Here is a 22685-nt window from a genome sequence, read left to right as displayed (position 1 = left end):
GCTTTTACCTAATCCCTTTAATTTATAAATCTAATCAAAAGCAGCCATCTGATTTTCTCACTTGTAGCAAGCGAGCCTGGTCTGTTATTTGTGGAGTATGCATGTTAAACATTACCCTGCCAGACGGTTCCGTCCGTCAGTTTGAAGCGCCATTAAGCATAGCAGACATTGCCGCTTCCATAGGTGCAGGCTTAGCCAAAGCCGCAATTGCCGGCAAAATTAACGGCAAGCTGGTAGACACATGTGATCAGGTAGCAGAAGATGCTCAAGTCAGCATCATAACCGCCAAAGATAAAGAAGGTGTCGAAATCATCCGCCACTCTTGCGCCCATCTGGTCGGCCATGCTGTAAAACAACTGTATCCTGAGGCTAAAATGGTTATCGGGCCAGTAATTGAAGATGGCTTTTATTACGACATCTGGTACGAGCGGCCATTTACCCCCGAAGATATTGCAGCTATTGAAGCACGCATGAAAGAACTGATTGCACAGAATTACGATGTAATCAAAAAAGTTACACCACGAAATGAAGTCATCAATGTATTCAAACAGCGCCAAGAAGACTACAAACTGCGCCTGATTGAAGACATGCCAGATGAAAAAGCAATGGGTCTTTATTACCATCAGGAATATGTAGACATGTGTCGGGGGCCACATGTCCCTAACACCCGTTTCCTGAAAAACTTTAAGTTAACCAAACTATCCGGCGCCTACTGGCGCGGAGATGCCAAAAACGAACAACTGCAACGCATTTATGGCACAGCCTGGGCGAGCAAAGAAGATCTGAACGCATACATTCAGCGTATTGAAGAAGCAGAAAAGCGCGATCACCGCAAACTGGCCAAACAGATGGATTTATTCCACTTGCAGGATGAAGCACCGGGTATGGTATTTTGGCATCCCAAAGGCTGGTCTCTATGGCAGATTATTGAACAGCATCTGCGCCGCGAACTTGCCGCTGCCGGCTATCAGGAAATCAAAACACCAATGATTATGGATCGCAGCCTGTGGGAAAAATCCGGTCACTGGGATAACTACAAAGAAAACATGTTCATTACCGAATCGGAAAAACGTGTTTATGCGGTTAAACCCATGAACTGCCCCGGCCATATCCAGATTTTCAATCAAGGCCTGCGCTCATATCGAGATTTACCATTGCGTCTGGCTGAATTTGGTTCCTGTCATCGTAACGAACCTTCTGGAGCCTTACACGGCCTGATGCGTGTACGTGGCTTTACACAGGATGATGCGCATATTTTCTGTACAGAAGACCAGATTGTCAGCGAAGCCAAAGCATTTAACGAACTGGTAATGCGCATTTACCGCCAGTTTGAATTTAACGACGTAGCCGTCAAATTATCCCTGCGCCCAGAAAAACGCGCTGGATCTGATGCCATCTGGGACAAAGCCGAGCAAGGATTGCGTGAGGCACTGACAGCCTGTGGTGTTACCTGGGAAGAATTACCCGGTGAAGGTGCTTTTTATGGACCCAAAGTAGAATACCATATTAAAGACGCATTAGGCCGCTCGTGGCAATGTGGCACAATTCAGCTAGATTTTGTGCTGCCAGAGCGCTTGGGAGCTGAATATGTGACCGAAGAAAATGGCCGTGCCCGCCCGGTAATGCTCCACCGTGCCATTCTGGGTTCACTTGAACGCTTTATCGGCATCCTGATTGAACACCATGCCGGCGCATTTCCATTATGGCTGGCGCCAGTACAGATGGTAATTATGAATATTACCGAAGCACAGACCGAATACTGTCAACAACTTGCCACGCATTTAAGCGCAGAAGGCCTCCGTGTGCATTTAGACTTGCGTAATGAGAAAATTGGATACAAAATCCGAGATAACAGTACGCAACGCCTACCCTATCAACTGGTTATAGGCGAGAAGGAAAAACAGGACAACAAGGTTACCGTACGCAAACGCGGCGGCGAAGACCTGGGTCAGATGGATATTGAAACATTTATTACCCAACTGAAACAGGAAATCTTGTCTCTTCATTAAACGTGAATAAGGAGTACGACCATCGCTCAAGAACGCGAAGCACGCATCAACGGTGAAATCACCATTAAAGAAGTGCGTTTGATTGGACCAACTGGCGAACAGTTGGGTGTAGTATCTACTCAGCAGGCCATGAAACTGGCCGAAGAGCATGATGTGGATCTGGTAGAAATCGCTCCTACCGCCAAGCCACCCGTCTGCAAATTAATGGATTTCGGTAAATTCAAATACGAACAATCCAAAAAACGCGACGAACAGCGCAAAAAGCAGAAACAGGTGCAAGTTAAGGAAATTAAATTTCGCCCTGGCACTGACGAAGGTGATTATCAGATCAAAATGCGTAACATCACCCGCTTTTTAGCTGACGGTGATAAAGTAAAAGTCACCTTAAGGTTCCGCGGACGTGAAATGGCTCACCAACATCTGGGCGCAGAACTACTCAAGCGTATTCAGGCTGATTTAATAGAAATTGGTACCGTTGAGCAGTTCCCCAAAATGGAAGGTCGCCAGATGGTAATGATTATTGCCCCGAAAAAGAAATAATCATTATCCGAATTCAGCTATGTTACCAAAACCTCATTTTACCTAGATAAAATGAGGTTTTTCATATACTAGCCTATCAATATCTTACCCGGTTCACAAAGTATTAATAACAGATAATGACTGCCATATTGTCTTACCGGCTCATGTATATTATAATCCGTTCCCTTATGCATCGCCGCTGTGCATAAATCAATATTCAGGCGGCAAAAACCGTGGTGTGTGGGTTAAAGTGCTGTCTACAGCCACCCCTCGCCTGATCAAACAACAATGGAGTTTTCCCATGCCGAAAATGAAATCCAAATCAAGCGCGAAAAAACGCTTCAAAGTATTGGGTAACGGTGGTGTAAAACGCGCTCACGCGTTCAAACGTCACATTCTGACGAAAAAAACCACCAAAAATAAACGTCAATTGCGTGGCACCTCACTGGTGAACGAACGCGATATGGCTTCTATCCACAAAATGTTACCCTACGCTTAAGGAGTTTGAACTATGCCTCGCGTAAAACGTGGTGTTACCGCTCGTGCCCGTCACAAAAAAGTTTTAGCGTTAGCTAAAGGCTATCGCGGTCGTCGTAAAAACGTCTATCGTATTGCCAAACAGGCTGTAATGAAAGCCGGTCAGTATGCTTACCGTGACCGTCGTCAACGCAAACGTCAATTCCGTCAACTGTGGATTGTACGTATTAATGCAGCAGCACGCCAAAACGGCTTATCTTATAGCAAATTCATGAATGGCCTGAAAAAAGCTGCTATCGTAATTGATCGCAAAGTCTTGGCGGATCTGGCTGTTTTCGATCAAGCCGCATTTGCCCAACTGGCAGCACAGGCAAAAGCAGCATTAGCCTGATAGACTGATTTTGAAAAAAAAAGGAAACTTCGGTTTCCTTTTTTTGTATTCCTGCCTGATTAAACAACCCAATCATTGTCAAAATCATCGTTTAGCATTGTTGATTACATGAATTTCGCGTTAAAATAACCTTTTAGCACATATTTTATTATAGCGTGTTATATTGCCCATTTTGTCCATTTCAGGCTCGGTATTGATAAAAATTCCAGCACAATCAACAGCAAGGCAAAGAGCATACAAACACACCTTCGTTTTATTTTTTAAGTAAAGAATCTCGTTATGGAAAACGCCAACCGCATCGTTGCCGAAGGCATCGCTGCTGTTAACTCAGCCATTGACTTACCTGCATTAGAATTAGTAAAAGCTCGCTACCTAGGCAAAACTGGTGAACTTAATGCCTTATTAAAAACATTAGGAAAAATGACACCAGAAGAACGCAAAACTACAGGTGCTCATATTAATGAATGCAAAAATCAGTTTCAGGCTGCATATAACCAGCAACGCGAAGCCTTAAATGAAGCAAAACTCCAACAACAACTTGCAGCCGAAGCACTGGACGTTACCTTACCCGGACGCGGGCAAAATCTGGGTGGCTTGCACCCAGTTACACTAACCTTACAACGCATTGTTGAACTGTTTCACAGCATGGGTTTTACCGTAGCAGACGGGCCGGAAATAGAAGACGATTTTCACAACTTTCAAGCCTTAAACATCCCGCCTAATCATCCGGCACGAGCCATGCAGGATACCTTCTATGTAGAAAATGGTAACGTATTGCGTACCCATACCTCGCCCATTCAGATTCGTTACATGCTCGACAAAAAAGAACCGCCAATCCGCATTATTGCTCCCGGCCGTGTATACAGAGTCGATTCAGACGCAACCCACTCGCCCATGTTCCATCAAGCAGAAGGCTTATGGATTGAAGAAGGCGTAACCATGGCCGATCTGAAAGCTGTATTTACCGATTTTATCCGTCGTTTCTTTGAGCGCGATGACTTACAAGTACGTTTCCGCCCTTCATTCTTTCCCTTTACCGAACCCTCAGCAGAAATTGACATAATGGGCGAACGTGGCTGGCTCGAAGTAGGCGGCTGCGGCATGGTACATCCCAACGTACTGAAAAATGTCAACATAGATGCTGAAAAATACACAGGTTTTGCTTTTGGTATCGGTTTAGATCGTTTTGCCATGCTCCGCTACGGTATCAACGATTTACGCCTGTTTTTCGATAACGACCTAAACTTCCTGAAACAGTTTCAGGATTAAAATTAATTGTTATTTAAACAAAAGACAATTAAAGAGCAGGAACAAAACCATGACATCAAGCCCAGCATATTTTGTTTCTGATTTTAGCTTTAATATCGAAGCCATAAACAACCTGATACCTATTACTGATGAATTTTTCAGATCGTGAACAGTGCCTAAGACTGAATAACAACCGAAACAGACTCATCAGCAAATAACATTAATCCCAAAAGTGAATACCCAACGTCCAAACTGATTAAATAATCGTGTAACACATGGATTACTGGCATAGCCACCACACTTTTGGATTAAACCGCAACAGAATACATACTGGAAGCATCATGCAATTTTCTCAAAATTGGTTATATTCGTGGGTTAATCCTGAATTATCGGCCGAACAACTGGCTCACTTACTGACAATGGCCGGATTGGAAGTAGAAGAAACCAGTCTGGCCGCGCCTGAATTTAGCGGCGTAGTCATTGCCGAAGTTAAATCCGTAATTAAACATCCCGATGCAGACCGGCTCAACATCACCCAGGTTGATGCAGGCACAGGTGAACTAATACAAATCGTTTGCGGTGCCCCCAATGTACAGCCTGGTATCAAAGTACCTTGCGCCTTACCTGGTGCCATCTTGCCGGGTAATTTCAAAATCAAACCTACCAAAATGCGCGGTCAGGTATCCAATGGAATGCTTTGCTCTGCCAAAGAACTGGGACTGCCAGATGAAGTAAACGGCCTACTGATTTTGCCGGCCAATGCACCAATTGGTAATAATATTCGTGATTATCTGGATTTAAATGATAATCTGCTAACCCTGAAAATCACCCCAAACCGCGCAGATTGCCTGAGCATAAAAGGCATAGCACGTGAGGTAGGTGCCCTAACCCAGACAGCACTAAATCCGATAGAAATTACCCCAAATCAGCCAACAATCAATACCAGCCAACCAGTTAGCATCAATGCTCCGGAAGACTGTGGCCGCTTTCTTAGCCGGGTAATGCGCGGAGTCAATGCAGATGCCACCACACCCACATGGTTAAAACAACGGCTGGAACGCAGTGGCCTGCGTAGTATTAATGCATTGGTTGATATCGGTAACTATGTCATGCTTGAGCTGGGACAGCCAATGCACATATTTGATGCAGACAAAATCACCGGTAACCTAACTGTTCGCCATGCCCATGAAGGTGAGACCCTGGTCTGCCTGAATGACAAAACAGTTACCTTAAACAGTAATACACTGGTGATTGCCGACGAAAAACAAGTATTAAGCATCGCTGGATTAATGGGCGGTGCCACCAGCTCAGTTACGAATGATACACAGAATATCGTTATCGAGAGCGCCTGGTTTACACCAGATAGCATTGCTGGTAAAGCTCGTCAATATGGCTTTGGTTCCGATTCATCTTTCCGTTTTGAACGAGGCGTAGATTTCAATTTACAGCAACAGGCCATAGAACGCGCAACCACCCTAATAAAAGAAATCTGCGGGGGCGACATTGGCGTAATCACCGAAGCAACAGGTATCTTGCCGACCACAAAACAAGTAAAAGTACGTACAACAAGAGTGGCAAAAGTACTTGGCGTTGCCATTGCGGCAACAGACATTGGCATCATCCTGCAACATTTAGGACTTAATCCCCAATCTTGTGATGATGGGTTTATAGTTACTTCGCCCAGCTTCCGTTTTGATATCGAAATTGAAGCTGATCTGATTGAAGAAATTGGCCGCGTCTATGGCTATGAAAATATTCCAGACGACCACACCAATGGCAAACTGAATATGGTGGCCTTACCAGAAACACAAAAACCACTTTTCAGCATTTATCATCAATTAGCCAACAGCGGTTATCAGGAAGTAATCAGCTACGCATTTGTAGAAGAAGCATGGGAACATGATCTTGCAGGCAACACCAACCCGATTCGCTTGCAAAATCCGATAGCCAGCCAGCTCAGCGTTATGCGTTCTACTTTGTTTGGTGGGCTAATAGAAATACTGCATAACAATCTTAACCGGAAACAAAACCGAGTAAGATTATTTGAAGTAGCGCGCGTATTTAACAAACAGGCAGAAAAATACACTCAGACCAAAAAAATTGCCGGTCTGGCTTATGGTTCAGTTCTGCCTGAACAGTGGGCTGTAACAACACGAAATGTTGATTTTTATGATGTCAAAAACGATATTGCTGGCTTATTAAGCGCACATAAAATTGATTATCGTGCCGCACAGCATCCTGCCCTACACCCCGGCAGAACAGCAGAAATCATAATTGATAACAAAGTAGTTGGTGTTATTGGCGAACTGCATCCACGCTGGACACAAAAATATGATTTACCCCAGTCACCCATTTTATTTGAACTGGATTTAAACGCTGTATTAACACAAGCCAGAATTACCTATCAGCCAGTATCCAAATTCCAGCCGGTACGGCGTGATCTGGCATTTATCGTAGCGGAGCAAACTACCGCCGAACAGTTAATCACCACCTTAGCCACAGTAACCCATCCAGCAATTCAAGAAATATCAATATTCGATGTTTATCGCGGAAAAGGTATGGCTGAAAATACCAAGAGTATAGCCATAAAAGTTATACTGCAAAGCACAGAACAAACACTAACCGATGAAGAAGTTGAAGAAATAATGAAAAAATTCATTGATATAGCAGGTACAATTGGTGCACAATTACGCACTTAAAATCATCGCTGTACACGCTACTTTGATGTGAATTTACACACTTGAAAACACTTACTAATTTGGGGATAATTACATCCTCTTTAATGAAAGAAATTTAGATATGACGCTGACAAAAGCTGAACTTGCAGATATTCTGGTAGAAAAAGTTGCAGGCATGAGCAAACATGATGCCAAAGAAATTGTAGAAATGTTTTTTGAAGAAATTCGCAGCACGCTGGAACAAGGAGAACAAATCAAAATCTCCGGTTTTGGTAACTTCCAGCTGCGCGACAAACCACAACGCCCGGGGCGTAACCCTAAAACCGGCGAAGAAGTACCTATTTCAGCCAGACGTGTTGTTACATTCCACGCATCACAAAAATTGAAAGGCATGGTTGATCACTATAATGGAAAACAAGCATAAGCAACTGTTACCTATTCCAGCACAGCGGTACTTCACCCTTGACGAATTATGCCGTCTTGCTGACATCAGTGCTGAACAGTTTTCTGTCTGGCAGCAAATACACGGAGTAGTTGTTGGCTATGGCGGCCAGCATTATACTCGCGCTGATGTAATTAAAATTCGACAATTGCGCGATAGCTTTAAACCATATATTGATCCGTTTACACGCAATCAGGTGGATGCTGACGGTAATCCGGCCATAGATGCTACGGAGGTTCGGCAGCAAATTGAGAAAGTAGTGGATAACCTGAATAGCGTACTTGCCAAGTAAAACGATTATATTTATAATCGCTTTTCTTACAAAGTCGGAGTGTGGCGCAGTCTGGTAGCGCACTTGCATGGGGTGCAAGGGGTCGAAGGTTCGAATCCTTTCACTCCGACCAAAATAAAAATACAGCCTTTCAGGCTGTATTTTTTTATCAACAACTTAGACGATTTTTAAGTTACTAAAACTATCTAAACACTCTTACTGCCTCATCGCCATCAAAAGTAGTAGAAAAACGAATATAGCCAACTTCTTTTAGCTTACACAATAGCTCATAAGCAATAATAAAATCTGTAGATTTATTTTCCACCATCTGAATTTGCAAAGCCTGTACACGAGGCTCGTATTTTAAAACAGTAAAAGTAATATATTTCTGTAATAAAGACAAACTGGAAGGCAAATGGCGATAAATAATACTTAAATCTGGTAGCCCATAATCAGGTATATGTTTAACACTACCACGACGAGTATTTAAAATGCGCTCGATATTATTCATCACACTATAAATATAGCGCTCTTTAGGATCCAGAATATCAAACGGAACATCTCCAAAAAAATTTAAAGTAATCTTTTCCAATAAAGACGCATCAATCATAATGATTTATTTATACCTCCTAATATAAAAACAATTATTTCCGTTTGATTATTTAACAATACCAATATACACATTTTTAATAAATACTAATTTTTAGCGTCCGGAAATATCTTTTGTACCTTTTTGTCTAATTTATCTTGAGCTTCCTGCTTACCTTGTTGTCGTACTTTATCTAGCTGCTCCTGCATGATCTGCTGAGCTTTTTTCGCCTGCTGCTCCTTTTTCTTCTGCTCTTTTAATGCTTTCTCCCGCTCTTTTTCTGCTTTTTTTTGTGCTTTTTCAGCTTTTTTCTGTGCTTTTTCAGCTTGTTTTTGTTGCTTGAGCAAATCTTTAACCTGTTTTTTAGCTATTAATTGAGCCTGTGAGCTATCTACCAGAATATAGTTATCTCTAAATAAATTCAACTTAATCACAGGAACTAAAATTTTCCATGTTTTATCATCAGTTTCAGGTTTATTAAAGAAAAATACCAAACCCAAATATTGCGTTTTATTGTCAATATCTCCTTTTATCTCTTGAGTATCAAAAGGATAAATCATACGTATATCTTTTTTAATCAACTCATCAGCCAAAACACTATCCGCATTAGTAAGTAAATCATAATAGCTGGCCTGATTAAATAAATCATCACTACGTAATTGATAAATAACCATTCTAAAAGTATTTTGCTGCGATTTATCAGTCTGATTTAACAGATGCGCAGATACCACCCTTAAATTATAATGATAATGCTTTAGCTCAATAGCTTCTTTTCCAGCTTTACGCGCATCCTCATATCCTTGTTGCAATAATCCACAACTAGATAACCCAATCAGAAAAATTAACACAGACAAAAACCGAAAAATCATCTACAACTCCCCTAAAAAAATCGAAAATTGCGTATCCGGATCTGGCTGCCCTATAGTGACACCTGCACTTAATTGCTGTGGAGCAGCTCCTGTTAATTGAGCTACCGGCAACAGATCTGCACCGATTTTAGCCACCAGTTCAACATCAAGAGTATAACCAACATATTTCTTGACCAGAGTTTTTAAAATCATTCGCACAGGCCGATTCTCATACAATAAATTCAATATCGCATAATTATTTAATTTTATCGATATTCTTATACGGCTATTGGCATCATACAGAAACCGGCCTAAAACTGCATTTCCAAAAGCAATACCTGTGCCCAGCGATAACTGAGCAACAGGATATTTTACGGGAATAAACTCTTCAATCACTACCTCGCTGGCAGAAGGAATAACATAATGTACAATTTCTTTTAAACCAAAGATATTTTTATTCTTTTTATTTAGCTCTTTAATAACACCCAGATAATAACGCGGATCAATATCCAAAGTATCACGACCATGTATTAATCTGAGCAAAGCTTGTGAAAAACGATCTGAAGCATTATGACGATACTGGAATTCATAATGAAAACGTTTCCATATCTGATAAAACAAAGTCATCAAACGATGATGGAATATATCCAGAAATGCTGTCAGATTTTCCATACCATCTTTTTTTTCAGCACTTTCTGCAATAAGCCAGTTGGGCATTACACCATCTGTACCAATTAATCCCATAAAAGTAGTAAATACAACTGGTAGCTTGTAATCATAAACAGATTCAGGCAAAGCATGCTTAAGTTCACTAGCAGGAAAGCCAAGATATGGCCAAGAACAAAACTGCAATGTCAATTCACTTTCGCTCTGTAAATCAGGTACACGCAAATTAATCTGATATAGCTCCAGCAAATGACAAAACTGAAAAAAATTATATGCTTCTGGTGCTAACAGTAAGCGATTGAACAGACTGGCATTCATTAAATTTTCTCATCCACATTTATCGGCCAACTCAAAGTAATTGCCTCAGGCTGCAATATTACATTAACTTTAATGGCTAAATTAAGCTGAGCATAAGCAATTAAATAACGATTCAACACATAGGCAAATAAAGCAGCATCCGCTTCATTAATAAAACCAGTACTATCAAGTTCAATATTAATAACCAAACATCTAATCATCATTCCCTGATGCATAATATGCTTAATTTCAGTTTGAACAGCACTAATCGCAGCTATACTCTTTTCATTAGCAGCAGCTGTAGACCAATTAAGTAAACGCAAACTATTTTTTAATGTGCCTGTATCCAATGTAGCCAGATAATTATTACTCATTTCAAATAAAAATTGCCATTGCTGATTTTTATAATCAGGCGGATAGTGTAACGCTGTTGGCACCATCACCATTTGCGCATCCTTAACTCCTAAAACAGGTGAATGCAGACTTAACATTTTATTATATTTAGTGATTTGTCGAGGTAGATTACCATTAGCGCCAAGAATACTGATAGAAAAAATTTCTTCTTCATCTGCCTGCATTTCACCACTGAAACTAATAAAATTATCGTATTTATTGCCAATGCCTTGCCGTGTACGAATATAATAATAAGGTTTGTCTTGTTTAAGTATACTTAATTCCCGTTTACCGTGTTTGAATTCATTAAAAGGTAAATATTGCTTTCTATTACCACTAATCTGACTAAATGATTCAACCTCAGTAACCGCACATACAGTAACCTGCTCAGAAGCTGAAAACATTGGTGTTAATCTATATTCAGTATACAAATGAGAACGTACTATCGGCTCAGCTTCTAAATCAAACAGATTAATTACCGGCACACAAAATAACTTTAAATATTCATTATTAAATATCAGTTCTAATGGAAAATCACGTTTTAAATGAAAATTAACCAATAACTCATGTTTATCATTATCAAAATCTTGTCCACTCAATCCCGTTAATTCAAAAAACAAAAACTTTTCTTTGAATAGAAAATATTCCATCAACAAATCATGTTCATTAGCCTGTCTATCACCTAACCAAGTTACTGAATCATAGTTAAAATGTGCTCGCTGTAATGTTAGCTTATTACTGATAGTATTAAAATTTTCATCAGTAGTTATCTGTGCTAAGTGATTTATTAAATAATGATAAATATTTAACCTAGTTTCTATTTCACCAACAAGATGGAACTTAAGCGAAAATTGGTCTGGCAAACGAATATTCTGACCAGCATCAGTCTGACGCAATTGCAAACGCAATTGAATAATAGATTGCCCCAAATCATTATGCACTAAGCGAAAATCATTTATATCAATTGGATAAATATCAACTGCTTGCGTTGTCCGATATTCACAAGAAATTTGGGTATTTGCATCAACAGCTGTCTGCAATATCAATCCGGCCGGAATATGCTGATTATTAGTATAAATCTGCTTATTTAACATCAATTGTACTATTGACATAGAAGCAATAGGCTGAAGATGATGCGGCCATAGCAGCGCCAGTGCACTTTCTGTTAACTCAGGCATATCATCATCAATTTTTTGATATAACTTTGCCGTTAAAAAAGCAAATCCTTCAAATAAACGCTCTACCATCGGATCCCGCTCAAGAGAATCCTGCATCTTCAAATACTGCGCTATATCAGGATGAGCCTCTGCAAAATCCTGTCCAGCCTCTTTCAAATAGCGCATTTCCGCTTCATAATAACGCAGAATATTGTCTTTTTTATCCATATCTACTACCTACCTATACAATAATTGATGCGCCAGAAATGGATTGAGCAACACCAGCTCTTTTTTCAATTCTTCGATTTGCCCTGAAACAAATTCCTTACCGCTACCTTTAATAGTTAAAAATTTCTGCTGTAAAAGCCTTAACAACTCCTGCTTAATCTGAAAAGTTAACTTTTTGTTCCATTCAAATAATGGCTGCTGTGAAAATGGTAGATTAAGTTTTTCCAGTAAAGACAAAGCAAAATCAGTTTTACCACCTTTAATAGCCAATCGAGCTAATAAAAACTGCTTGTAATATAACTGTTCAAGACCATCCTCAAACTGTACCGTAGCCAGCCATTCCATTGTTTTATCAAATCCCTGTTCTGCCAGAATAACAAAAGCTTGTGCATCAATATCATTCATTGAAGTAAGCTCACAGCTGGAAGATAACTGTATTTCCTCTATATTCTGTTGCTGAAAGCGCGCATGAACAGCTATCCAGTCTAATACTTCACCTGAAGCAAAAGGTTGACCATTATTAAATGTCAATGTTTCCAACCCGGTTAACCGAGTCAGCAAAAAAGCCATATCGCTACAAAGCATATCAGCCCAGACATTTGCTTCCGGAGCCAAATGTTGCATCGCTGTCCAACAAAAAAATTGTAAATCAAAATAAAAATGATTTGATGCTTCCATAAAACCGGCATGACATTGTGCCAATAATCCGCTCCAGTCTTTACGCTGGTATAATGTCTGCAAATGATTCACTAACTCCTGTCGTGGTGGAACTATTTTAGTCATACCATCCTGATGCAAAGGCAAACGCTCCAGCAAATCCCAGCGGAACTGCCGCAATAACCGATACGAAGCATATTCCTTCTGCTCTTTATCGGCAATGAATTGCCCCACGGACTTCATAGTTTGCATCAAATCCTGAGAAGAGCATAAAATTACCTCGTCATTAGCAACACTGACAACCTCATTTGCGCTATTGGCAGCAAAAGTGGACGTAGCCTGACTCGCTGTCAAAGTTTGACTTTCTCCTGACAAAACCGGTAATAAACCCAATAAACCTGCCAGCTCATCAATTGTTACCTTAAATTGCGTTGCCAAATTTTCCTGAATTAATTCGCACAATACAGTAATAGCCTGGTGTTCATTTGGTAGCAACGTATCTTGGCACAATAAAAAGGCATCTTCCATTTTTGCGCCCCCTAGCCAGCGGAGCATCGTTTTAATCACAGAAATACGTTGTGGCTGGAAAGAAGAAGGATATATTGCCTGCACACCATACAATAACAACAATCCCTTAATTAATCCCCGAAAAGCCTCACGACGAAACAATGCATAAGTTAGATACACCACGACCCGAATATCTTTACCTACATTCTGGCACAGATAATAAGCAGCATCCTCAATCTTACCCAACTGGATATCACTAACTTTTTCCAGCTCCTGCCGAATATCCAGAAAAGAATCATGATGATTAACATCTTCAGGCTCACCATCCACAGGAGCCAATAAATATTCAATTTCTTCCCATAAAGGCTTCACATCTTCATAGATTTTCCGTCTTTGAAGAATTTTCAATGCCGCACTAATTTGCATCTTGATCTACCTTAAATACTTGTTGTGGCAATTGAGCTCCTTTTAACTTCAATAATGTAATCAGATCATTAGTCTGCAAATTTTTAAGATTCATTTCAACTGCCCTGTTTTTTATTGTCCAACTAAGCTGATAAGTACCGTCATCATTTTTACGCGCCTGAGCTTTTTCAAGTAAACGCAAAATGCTTAAATCGCCAACCACTTCTAGCTGCCCCGTCTTATTTGCAGTATCAATCCACTGAATAGACGCTTTCTTATCGGTGTTCTCACTGACAGACCAGTTAACTTTGCGCCAGAATGATTTTTCATTATAGAAATCAATGCTTTGCTTGTTAAACATAAGCGTAATCTGTTTAACTTCTGGAGTGGGCAATATCATAACCTCAAAAGAAGCTGTATTCGTACCATCTGCTACAAACTCCAGCAACTGATTTAATTCATTTAAGCCATTAACAAACTGCTCTTCTACCTGAACCTGATCCATTACTGCCGGATTAACAATCCACTGATTACCTACTAGATTAAGAATGTGGTTTAAATATTGCTGATTAAATTGCGCCACTACACCTTTTTGTGGATCAATAAACTTTTGTAATTCAGACAAAGACACATCCAGCTTACCAGATGGATTTAAAGGATAGCGGTTAGCAAAACGAAAATTCCATTGCGATACTACCATCTGCTGCCATAACATATTGATATTATTTAAAGCAGGAACCAGAAGAGCTTTTTTGGCATCAACAAAAGGATAACTGAGCAAAGTATGCCCGATATCCTGCCACTCTTCGCCCAAATTAGCTATCTGTAAATTGATTGACTCTTCAGCTTTTGCCAAACCGGAACCATTATCCCCATTTAATATAGTATTAAATGAAAGCTGTGATGCAGATGCCTGATTACTAGCACCCTGAATTTTTTGCACCTCCAGATACATCGCCAATAAATTTTCCTGATACTCATCCAGTTTACGGCTGGCTCGCTTATTTTTGTCTTCTACCGTCTTAATTAAATCAATGATTGGTTCAAAATCCTGTAATACGCCCTTACCATTATCAGTTCGATCCTCTGGATAGCCAATACTGGCATTCATCTGAACTACTGTTAATAATCTCACCAGAACAGAATTTTTTTTATCTGAATATTTCTTAAGACGATCCATCTGCTTATTTAAACCAGAAACAGGAACCCACTGAATACCGGATAAAAAATCTCTCCAGGCATCGAAATAATCCTGCTTATACAAAATCATTATCTGTTTACGGATATCATTATTTTCGTTACTTTCCTCTGATTCATTAAGCACCCATGAACCATTTTTAAAGTGTTCAGGATTAAACTTATCAATTTCCGGTTTAAACCATTCATTCCAGGCACGAGCCGTAAAAGCACCAGATAACTTTTTCTTGTTTGTCCAGAATTGAGTGCTTTCTTTACCAGCCAATTGTACCAAATCAACATCAGCATACTTCTTCAATGCCTTATCTAACAAATTCTGATAAATATCCACATCTTCCTGTTGTTGACTCACTATATTATTCAATACTGCGCGACTTTGACCCACCAGTACCGAATCTTCGTTTAGAAACCAACTGGCATGTTTACTCATATTACGGGTATAAAATCTGAATATATTTTGCGCAGCGTCCGCATTTTGTAAACCTTGCGTACGATACAAACGGGATAAATAATCACTCAGAAAAATATTATCCATACGTTTAGGACGCCGGAGCATTAAATAGGCCTTAAGTGCATCAAAACCCTCATCCAGAGCAACAGCATTACTGGACTGCTTAGCGGCCTCTTCATTAGCTTCATTTGCAATTGTTACATTAGATAAAGTCTGCAACTGATCTAAAGACTTTAATACCAGAATAATCTGCTGGTCAGTAGGTGTTATTAACCATTTTTTTGCTGCGTTACCATATGCTGCAAATGCCTTATTCAGTAATAAATCATCATGATTGAAACCCAAACGCCGGTAAAATGGTTTAGGAACATTATTCACCTGTGCAATATAATTCTGTAAAGACAGAATTGAGTTAAGCGGGCTGCCAGTACCGGAAAATCTATTCAAATTAGTAATCTGGCTATGGAAAGTTTGCGCTTCGCGATAATTACTGGCAAAGGCGTACACAATCATAGTCAATGCAATGGCATTAATCACCAAACCAACTTTAGCCAGCTTCAAACTACCAGGCTGTACCAGTAATTCGGCAGGACGCTGATATAGATGCTCAGCAACCATCGACCATGATTCCCACCAGTTACTTTGCCTTGCCTGTACAGCAACACCACTAAACCATAGCAGCTGCTGTTCCGAATAAACCTCAGTTAGATTTAAATTAGTCAAAGCAATGGAATCAATTAGAGACAAAAACTGGCGATCCCGGCTTTTCATAAAAGCCCGAATAAATAAATTATCTGCCTTGATTTTTAAACCGGCAACCCTATCTATTGATGAGCAATCCCAGTCAAAAACCTGATTTAATGGAAATTTTTTTAGCTCAATATCACTTTGAAATACATGAATAAATGGAACTTTCCAGTTTAACAGCTGATAAAATTTTTCCAGCCAGATTTGCGTATTATCATGAGTAACCGAAGTTTGATTACTTTTCATATCGCGTAAAATTATCAAGCCATCAAAAGGGCAAAGATATTTACCGCGAAATGAAGGTACAAACTCGATCTCATCAATAGCATTAATCAAAATCAGATAAACATTGTCTACCTGTACCCAGCCATTACGTTGCAACTGCTCACCCACATCACTAAAAGCATCAGGCTCACCATGAACAGCAAGAATGTAACAACGGTTAAAAACCGGTAAATGATATTTCTGTTTCAGATAATTATGAAATGCAATTAAATTCTGCTGAGCAGGACTTTCGCGGGTATATGAAGAACGCTCAATAAAACGGATAGTTCGTTCCTGTCCGTCAATAACCACAAAAATACGCCAGAATAATGGCAATATAATACATAGAAACAAACCGGCCAACGCCAGTAATAGCAAGTGAAATTTGTGATTTAATAACCAGTTTTTATCATAATACCAGTACAAGAAAGCAACTAAACTACATACCAATATCAACCAAAGACAGCTACATAATAGCCATAATTTCAAAATTTTGGGTTGCTGGGTGACTTTCTGATTCGCCTGCTTTAGCTTGGACAATTGACTACTCACATGAGAACTAAATTGTCGTAACTGATTCCACCTTAACATAAACCCGCCTGTAACTTAATTTACTTAACCTGAGAAATAGGTATTATTTTTTCATGATGCTGAAATAGCACTACATAGGATTGCTTATGTGCCTGATAAATAGCCAGCAATAATTGCATCCAGTCACTTGTATATTGCAATTTTTGAAAGAATTCTGGGTGATCAAGTGAATATGATTTAATTTCATAATCCTTCTCTATTAAAGCCTTAGTCAATTCTGTATCTTCTGATTGAATATTTTCCTGAGTACTGCTTTCAAGCTGAAAGCCAGAAATTTTTTCAGTTATAGCCGTGAAAAAATATTCCTGTTCAGCGTGCCATGTATGCTTATCAAAAGCTCGCTGAACTTTTGCCAACTTACCTTTAGGGGCAAAAATCATAGCCAGATACAATTCAAACTCAGGCTGACATTCAAACCCGAGCAGAAGAATTTTCTGATACAACTCTTCCTGAAACCGGTCAATCACCCAATTCAAATCGCCAAATTTGACATAAAAGTCCGGTACTACAGGGCAATAACCACCTTCAGCAATAACCAACTCCCTGAATACCAACCAGCTTTCCCTATCTGCCGTCCATAACCATAGATACTGAACATACTGTTCAGTAAAAACCTCTCTTGAAGATAAAGTTTGAACCAACTGCGATAAAACGGTATGTAAACGATCGGTATAAACAACAGAACTGTTTTGCGTCGGTATTTCCATACTCATGGATTCAAAAACTGATTCCTTGCGCTCTTCAGAACTTAAGCTAAGATAATTGTAAAAATCAGTGGCGTGATTTAGCTGCCCACAGCGCAATATCACCTCATCAAGAAGCATGAATTCCGACCAATACTTCTGATTATTCATTACTTTTTCATTATAAATAAACTGATTGTTGCGCTGATAAATAAGCCACATCTGATACCAAATGCAACGTAACAATAACAACAAAGTAACTATTGCAATAGCAGGCAATACTGAAACCAGCCACTTTTGCCAATGCGTAGTAATTTCCAGCCCTAACTGAGTAATAATAGAATCAGCATATTTTTTATTAATAGTAATAGCCAAAGCGTATAGAGTCAGCCAAACAAACCAGCGAACCGGCCGTGGCGGTACCCAGCTAGTTTGGCGTCTAAAATTATTCTGTATCATGCCAGCCTAAATAATCCAACATAATATCCATAGGTGGTTTTTTTGCATTTACCTGATGCAAAGCTCTATAAACAACCTTACCCTGTTCAATTTCCGCTTTCGTCATTCTGCTTTCCAAAACGGCCAGATTATGTGGAGCTTCTCTGTCATGGCGGTTTACCGCACTGGCAAATAATGCCCATGCCACCGATATATTTTTTGGCAGAATTTCACCATTAAGAGCCATTACACCCAGATTATTCATAGACTTACCATCGCCATTATTTAATCCAGTAAAATAATAGCCCATAGCCTTGCCCCAGTCCTGCTTAACACCTAAACCGCGCTCATATAAAACAGCCAGATTGCCATTTGCTTTTACATTCCCTCTTTTGGCTGCTTGCGTATAGTATTTAACCGCAGTTGCATAATTCTGCTTAACCCCTAATCCCATTTCATATAGTGTACCCAAGCTGTTATAGGCACGTGCGTCATCATTTTCATCAATGGCTTTCTGAAACAGAACCAAGGCTTTATCATACTGTCTGTTTTGAGCAGCAGCCGCAGCATCGTCATAGGTACCAGACCAAGCCAGCTGTACCAGCCCCAAACACAAACAAAATGTAATTAATATACGTCGTAACATCTTTCAGCCTTTCCTATATAATTTTCTGCAAATTATCACTAAAGAACTGAACGCGCTGTTCTTCACTCAAAATCAGCTTAGCATCAGCCTCAGCAGCCAAAGCATATAGCTGATTTATCAGCATCCGTTCACCGCCATATTCCTCTGCATCTAGAGCAATGCCATAATTACGCCGATAATTATAAACATCAGCCCATAATAATAATGTATTGTACTGTTTTTCAGTAAAGACAAAACCGTTTACATTAAATTCATTTTGATCACTTAGCGGATAATCAGTCTCATAAACTATCCATTCACCGTGATCATCTATATAAAACCAGCGCTGCATATATTGATGCAGCCACTTTTTCTGCGTTTCACTCAATACCATATTCACCAGATCAAACATATCTGGTGTATAAAAACGCAGCAAACCTTCCTGTTTATCCCATTTAACCTGCATGGCACGACGTAAATGCTCTTCCAAAGTGCCAAATGGATAGCTACTATTAAAAGCCAGCAGGCGATTATTCATGTGGGTGATTTCACAAATTTTCTCTAGTATTTCCAAATGATTTTCATTTTTGGTATCAAGAGCCAGTAATAGAGGTCCATCTTCTTTAATTTGCTCCTCAGGTGTTTGTTCAAATAAGAGACAATACGGCAATGCCGGTTGCCAATTCTCGATAGCAGCAAGCAGCGGATAATCACAGTTACATAAATCGATAATCAAATAAAGTATTTTCTCATCAGTTTCATTCGTAAAACTGACTAATTGCGCAAACACATCACGATATGTAACCATTGATTATCTCTCTACAATGCCAACACCCTGTGCGCGGGCTTTACGCAGACATTCCCGACACACTGAAGCAGGTAACTCCGGTAAAGGAAAGTTACCACCCTGAGGTCCCTGAAACTGGTGATTACCTTTATATTCAATTGGTCCGGGACTATATAAACTGATTTTCCCACCTTTGATTTCGATATAAGCTCCTCCACTGGCCAGCTTAATGCCACTTTTGGCATTAACCAGTATTTCATTACCTACAGACTGCACAGATATTTTTTTCGCTGCGGTAATTTCCACTGCATCGCCATGGGAAGCTAGCCGTGCGGTTTTTTTACCAGCTATCAGATTTAAATCTTCAGTTTGTGCCAATACCTGTACAGATTTTACTGCCGTTTGAGTTATATTTTCGCCAGCTCCAGTAAATACATCCTTACCGGCTTGCTGATGAATATCCTCACCAACACTGTTAAGAATAGATTTAGGTGATACCTGTGCCAAACCAGCCACTGCACTGGTTAAAATGACTGGTTTTTTCAGATTAGAACAGCCCTCCACCAGCTCAGACAGCGAATCCAGATTCGGCTTGAGATTGGTATGTTTGGCAGTAACATCAACCAGATGGTTTGCCTGATTCAACGCACCTTCGACTTCATCATTTGCAACCTTGCGATCCAGTTGCATGCCACTGGCCGCAGTCTGACTTTCTGTAGTCAAATAAAGTGCCTGTGCAGACCGCAAAGCTCCCCAACCATCGGTGCGCAGCTCAAAGCCTTCGCCGCGTTTTTCGCGCCCGCTGTCTACCAGATGCCCCAGATTCAGCTGAGTTTTATGGTATTCAGTGGCCATTTTAATGTGTTCATGGCCATTCAGATCTTCCATGCGAATTTTATTATTTGCCCATGTGCGGATTACATTACGCGTACGCCATGTATTCGGAATATGGTCTGGCGCTGAACTGGTATGCAAAACACCAACAATATACGGCCTATCCGGGTCACCATTCTGAAAAGCCAGCTGAACCTCAGTACCTACATGCAAAGGAAAATGCTGCCCGTACTGACCACCGGCATAAGGCTTAGCCAAACGGATTGGCCGGCTTTCACCACCAGGCTGCCAGCTATCCATATCCAGATTGAGCTTAACAATATAACGCCCCATCTCATCCACCCAGGCATATGGCCCTTGGCCAGCATCACAAATCGTTCCCGGTACAGTACCGTCTATAATCGGATGCTTAATCGGTTCGGGGCGCCACTGGCAATCAGCAGGAATAGCAGTAAAAGTATTGAAATAATCTTCATCACGAGCACCTGAATGACTCACACTCACCAGCATCCACTGACGAATAGCACCAACTCTGGCCTCTGTGGCAAACCCCATAGTGAAGCCCGGAGCAAAGCCCTGAACATTACTTTTACCAGTGGCAAGAATATGGCGTGATGTAGAATGCTCATGCAAAATCCGCGCATACTGCTGCGCCTGCTCTGCATCTTTATGATGAAAAAAGCCATATATATAAGGCTGGCCGAATGCTGCCGGTTGCTGCTCATTAAAACCGGCCTTACCTACTAAACTATTATTGGCATCCCGGTAATTGTAATCCTTAACCTGCACGCTTTCATATTGAGCCTTATAACGTACGTGAAACTCAGATACAGAGTATTTAGCCGCCAGCCCCTGCATTAACTGCTGTTTCAAGTTATCTTTAATGCCCTGTGCAGTTGCAGCAATATCAAATGAGAGCTGAGCTTGCAGTTTACCTTCAATCCCATCCTGAGCACTTTCAAGCCCCGCATCAGGTTTAAAAGGCAAAGCCTGCTGCCGAAGCTGAATATATTGGCTAACATCATCAGCTACGGTAAATACCTCATTGGCTGCTGTTTGTGTAAAAGCAAACCACAGTCCCTCTCGTGCCAGCACACGTTTGATAAAAGCGTAATCCGTTTCACGATACTGCATGCGGTGTTCATAGCGCGGCAGGCTGCGATTTGATTTCAAACGAAAATCTTCACTGGCAAAGCCATGATGACGCAGAATTTTTTCAACAATACTCAGTGCTGTTTCATTCTGAAATAACCGCGTTGTAGTAATGCGATTTAGCAAAGCCAGCCGCGGCACAATAGTAAAACGATAGCACGTTTCGTCCGCACTGGAAGCTACCTGCTCCATGCTTTGAATTACACCATGCCAATGCTGATTTTCAGAATTATCCAATTCCTGTCGCGATATCGGCATTGACTCAGTCCAGTCAATATCCGGCGTCATTTCAAAGGTAACACGCTGATGGATAAAATCTCCTAAGGGTAAATCAGGAGCAATATGTGTTGCCTCAAGCTGTAACACATAATAATCATCCAGCTTTTCCTCCAGATTGAATCTGCGTACAGAAAACTGGTCAAAAACAGCCAGATTTGCATTCAGTTTCAGATAATAACGCTGTTGCATGTAATCACCCTTTTTTCAAACAATTTTCATATTTGGTGCTGTTACACATACACATTAAGCAGAAATATTCCCTAGCGGCATAAAGAAAATATTTCCTTACTGAAAATACTGTAAGCATATTCTGAATATATTACAACAATTGCATCCATATATCTTTGCTGCACACAAACCAGCCTTGTATCTAACAGCCAACTTTTCCCGCAATACATCAGGTAAATTGTATTGCAGTAATACTTGCTATCCAGCCGCATCATCAATCCGGCCGCATGACAAGCACTGCACTCAGCATAAATGGTTACATATCACTGTTAAATCCTAGAATATCTTTCCGAATATTTTCAGCATGTAAATAATATCAAACTTTACCACATGCTTAATTCATCAGATTAATTAAAAACTGACTAATTTTAACATTAATCCGTGTTTTGTGTAGTTAAATAAATTTTCAAACCAATTTTGCAACACCTACATACTTCCATGACGACACAATTTTTAGGATTGAAGTCAATGTAAAGCATACAGAATTACCTCATCCGGCCGGCAAAAGCATCCCCCCCTGCCGGCCATTTGAATTTTAAGCCAGCCAGCTTTCCAGCACCCGAGCCATTATTTGCAGACGGTGTTGTGGCAACGACTGCAATTCTGCTGGAACCTGCCCACTGCGCA

At 40.3% G+C, this 22685-nt stretch carries 18 protein-coding genes and 1 tRNA gene; 9 read left to right on the top strand and 10 right to left on the bottom strand.

What is annotated here, in order from left to right:
• The first annotated feature begins 101 nt into the window (after window positions 1-101).
• The 9 genes from thrS to MJ761_RS09920 all read left to right on the top strand — a co-directional run bounded on the left by thrS (window position 102) and on the right by MJ761_RS09920 (window position 8168).
• Window positions 102-2009, top strand: a complete 1908-nt coding sequence (gene thrS / locus MJ761_RS09960; RefSeq protein WP_093093548.1) for a threonine--tRNA ligase — start codon at window positions 102-104, stop codon at window positions 2007-2009.
• Window positions 2010-2015: 6 nt separating this feature from the next.
• A complete protein-coding gene (gene infC / locus MJ761_RS09955; RefSeq protein WP_257377614.1) occupies window positions 2016-2549 on the top strand; it encodes a translation initiation factor IF-3 in 534 nt (177 codons plus the stop codon).
• Between the two features lie 280 nt (window positions 2550-2829).
• Window positions 2830-3027: a 50S ribosomal protein L35 gene (rpmI, locus tag MJ761_RS09950; RefSeq protein WP_037405875.1), complete on the top strand. Its 198-nt coding sequence runs from the start codon at window positions 2830-2832 to the stop codon at window positions 3025-3027.
• Window positions 3028-3039: 12 nt separating this feature from the next.
• Window positions 3040-3396 carry a 50S ribosomal protein L20 gene (gene rplT / locus MJ761_RS09945; RefSeq protein WP_025330521.1) on the top strand — a complete coding sequence of 119 codons (357 nt, stop codon included), beginning with the start codon at window positions 3040-3042 and terminating at the stop codon, window positions 3394-3396.
• A 279-nt stretch (window positions 3397-3675) separates the two neighbouring features.
• Window positions 3676-4665: a phenylalanine--tRNA ligase subunit alpha gene (gene pheS / locus MJ761_RS09940; RefSeq protein WP_037405877.1), complete on the top strand. Its 990-nt coding sequence runs from the start codon at window positions 3676-3678 to the stop codon at window positions 4663-4665.
• A gap of 320 nt (window positions 4666-4985) precedes the next feature.
• A complete protein-coding gene (gene pheT, locus MJ761_RS09935) occupies window positions 4986-7343 on the top strand; it encodes a phenylalanine--tRNA ligase subunit beta (protein WP_093093550.1) in 2358 nt (785 codons plus the stop codon).
• A gap of 100 nt (window positions 7344-7443) precedes the next feature.
• Complete coding sequence (locus MJ761_RS09930) at window positions 7444-7746, top strand: integration host factor subunit alpha (protein WP_037405883.1); 303 nt, start codon at window positions 7444-7446, stop codon at window positions 7744-7746.
• The gene (locus MJ761_RS09925; RefSeq protein ID WP_093093552.1) at window positions 7730-8056 is read left to right on the top strand and encodes a hypothetical protein; all 327 of its coding nucleotides are present in this window, start codon (window positions 7730-7732) and stop codon (window positions 8054-8056) included. Before MJ761_RS09930 ends, MJ761_RS09925 begins: the two co-directional genes overlap by 17 nt.
• Before the next feature lie 35 nt (window positions 8057-8091).
• A tRNA-Pro gene (locus tag MJ761_RS09920) sits at window positions 8092-8168 on the top strand.
• Between the two features lie 69 nt (window positions 8169-8237).
• On the opposite strand, the gene tssE is transcribed toward MJ761_RS09920, so the two are convergent.
• From tssE to MJ761_RS09870, 10 genes are all read right to left on the bottom strand, one after another.
• Window positions 8238-8645 (bottom strand): type VI secretion system baseplate subunit TssE, encoded by a 408-nt coding sequence (gene tssE / locus MJ761_RS09915; protein WP_093093554.1) that lies wholly within the window; start codon window positions 8643-8645, stop codon window positions 8238-8240.
• Between the two features lie 86 nt (window positions 8646-8731).
• Window positions 8732-9493 carry a type VI secretion system lipoprotein TssJ gene (gene tssJ / locus MJ761_RS09910; protein WP_093093556.1) on the bottom strand — a complete coding sequence of 254 codons (762 nt, stop codon included), beginning with the start codon at window positions 9491-9493 and terminating at the stop codon, window positions 8732-8734.
• Window positions 9494-10456: a type VI secretion system baseplate subunit TssG gene (tssG, locus tag MJ761_RS09905; RefSeq protein ID WP_093093558.1), complete on the bottom strand. Its 963-nt coding sequence runs from the start codon at window positions 10454-10456 to the stop codon at window positions 9494-9496.
• Entirely contained in the window at window positions 10456-12213 is a 1758-nt protein-coding gene (gene tssF / locus MJ761_RS09900; RefSeq protein ID WP_093093560.1) for a type VI secretion system baseplate subunit TssF, read from the bottom strand. The genes tssG and tssF overlap by 1 nt, the downstream gene beginning before the upstream one ends.
• A gap of 9 nt (window positions 12214-12222) precedes the next feature.
• Window positions 12223-13803, bottom strand: coding sequence for a TssA family type VI secretion system protein (locus MJ761_RS09895; protein WP_093093562.1), 1581 nt, complete (start codon window positions 13801-13803; stop codon window positions 12223-12225).
• Window positions 13793-17032: an ImcF-related family protein gene (locus MJ761_RS09890; RefSeq protein ID WP_093093564.1), complete on the bottom strand. Its 3240-nt coding sequence runs from the start codon at window positions 17030-17032 to the stop codon at window positions 13793-13795. The genes MJ761_RS09895 and MJ761_RS09890 overlap by 11 nt, the downstream gene beginning before the upstream one ends.
• Before the next feature lie 20 nt (window positions 17033-17052).
• Window positions 17053-18174, bottom strand: a complete 1122-nt coding sequence (locus MJ761_RS09885) for a hypothetical protein (RefSeq protein ID WP_093093566.1) — start codon at window positions 18172-18174, stop codon at window positions 17053-17055.
• Window positions 18161-18799 (bottom strand): tetratricopeptide repeat protein, encoded by a 639-nt coding sequence (locus tag MJ761_RS09880; protein WP_093093568.1) that lies wholly within the window; start codon window positions 18797-18799, stop codon window positions 18161-18163. The genes MJ761_RS09885 and MJ761_RS09880 overlap by 14 nt, the downstream gene beginning before the upstream one ends.
• Before the next feature lie 13 nt (window positions 18800-18812).
• The gene (locus MJ761_RS09875; protein WP_093093570.1) at window positions 18813-19586 is read right to left on the bottom strand and encodes a DUF4123 domain-containing protein; all 774 of its coding nucleotides are present in this window, start codon (window positions 19584-19586) and stop codon (window positions 18813-18815) included.
• A gap of 3 nt (window positions 19587-19589) precedes the next feature.
• Window positions 19590-22019, bottom strand: coding sequence for a type VI secretion system Vgr family protein (locus MJ761_RS09870; RefSeq protein WP_093093572.1), 2430 nt, complete (start codon window positions 22017-22019; stop codon window positions 19590-19592).
• Between the last annotated feature and the right edge of the window lie 666 nt (window positions 22020-22685).

It is taken from the genome of Snodgrassella communis (assembly GCF_914768045.1).
Taxonomy (GTDB): domain Bacteria; phylum Pseudomonadota; class Gammaproteobacteria; order Burkholderiales; family Neisseriaceae; genus Snodgrassella; species Snodgrassella communis.
Note: the sequence above shows the minus strand (reverse complement) of the source record. Positions and strands in the feature narration are given on the sequence as shown.

Excerpts from the sequence above, each read along its gene's own strand:
- tssF (WP_093093560.1), bottom strand. The coding sequence starts at position 12,213 with ATGGATAAAAAAGACAATATTCTGCGTTATTATGAAGCGGAAATGCGC.
- MJ761_RS09885 (WP_093093566.1), bottom strand. The coding sequence starts at position 18,174 with ATGATACAGAATAATTTTAGACGCCAAACTAGCTGGGTACCGCCACGG.
- pheS (WP_037405877.1), top strand. The coding sequence starts at position 3,676 with ATGGAAAACGCCAACCGCATCGTTGCCGAAGGCATCGCTGCTGTTAAC.
- MJ761_RS09875 (WP_093093570.1), bottom strand. The coding sequence starts at position 19,586 with ATGGTTACATATCGTGATGTGTTTGCGCAATTAGTCAGTTTTACGAAT.
- MJ761_RS09895 (WP_093093562.1), bottom strand. The coding sequence starts at position 13,803 with ATGCAAATTAGTGCGGCATTGAAAATTCTTCAAAGACGGAAAATCTAT.
- MJ761_RS09870 (WP_093093572.1), bottom strand. The coding sequence starts at position 22,019 with ATGCAACAGCGTTATTATCTGAAACTGAATGCAAATCTGGCTGTTTTT.
- rplT (WP_025330521.1), top strand. The coding sequence starts at position 3,040 with ATGCCTCGCGTAAAACGTGGTGTTACCGCTCGTGCCCGTCACAAAAAA.
- tssG (WP_093093558.1), bottom strand. The coding sequence starts at position 10,456 with ATGAATGCCAGTCTGTTCAATCGCTTACTGTTAGCACCAGAAGCATAT.
- pheT (WP_093093550.1), top strand. The coding sequence starts at position 4,986 with ATGCAATTTTCTCAAAATTGGTTATATTCGTGGGTTAATCCTGAATTA.
- rpmI (WP_037405875.1), top strand. The coding sequence starts at position 2,830 with ATGCCGAAAATGAAATCCAAATCAAGCGCGAAAAAACGCTTCAAAGTA.
- MJ761_RS09880 (WP_093093568.1), bottom strand. The coding sequence starts at position 18,799 with ATGTTACGACGTATATTAATTACATTTTGTTTGTGTTTGGGGCTGGTA.
- MJ761_RS09930 (WP_037405883.1), top strand. The coding sequence starts at position 7,444 with ATGACGCTGACAAAAGCTGAACTTGCAGATATTCTGGTAGAAAAAGTT.
- thrS (WP_093093548.1), top strand. The coding sequence starts at position 102 with ATGTTAAACATTACCCTGCCAGACGGTTCCGTCCGTCAGTTTGAAGCG.
- tssJ (WP_093093556.1), bottom strand. The coding sequence starts at position 9,493 with ATGATTTTTCGGTTTTTGTCTGTGTTAATTTTTCTGATTGGGTTATCT.
- tssE (WP_093093554.1), bottom strand. The coding sequence starts at position 8,645 with ATGATTGATGCGTCTTTATTGGAAAAGATTACTTTAAATTTTTTTGGA.
- MJ761_RS09925 (WP_093093552.1), top strand. The coding sequence starts at position 7,730 with ATGGAAAACAAGCATAAGCAACTGTTACCTATTCCAGCACAGCGGTAC.
- MJ761_RS09890 (WP_093093564.1), bottom strand. The coding sequence starts at position 17,032 with ATGTTAAGGTGGAATCAGTTACGACAATTTAGTTCTCATGTGAGTAGT.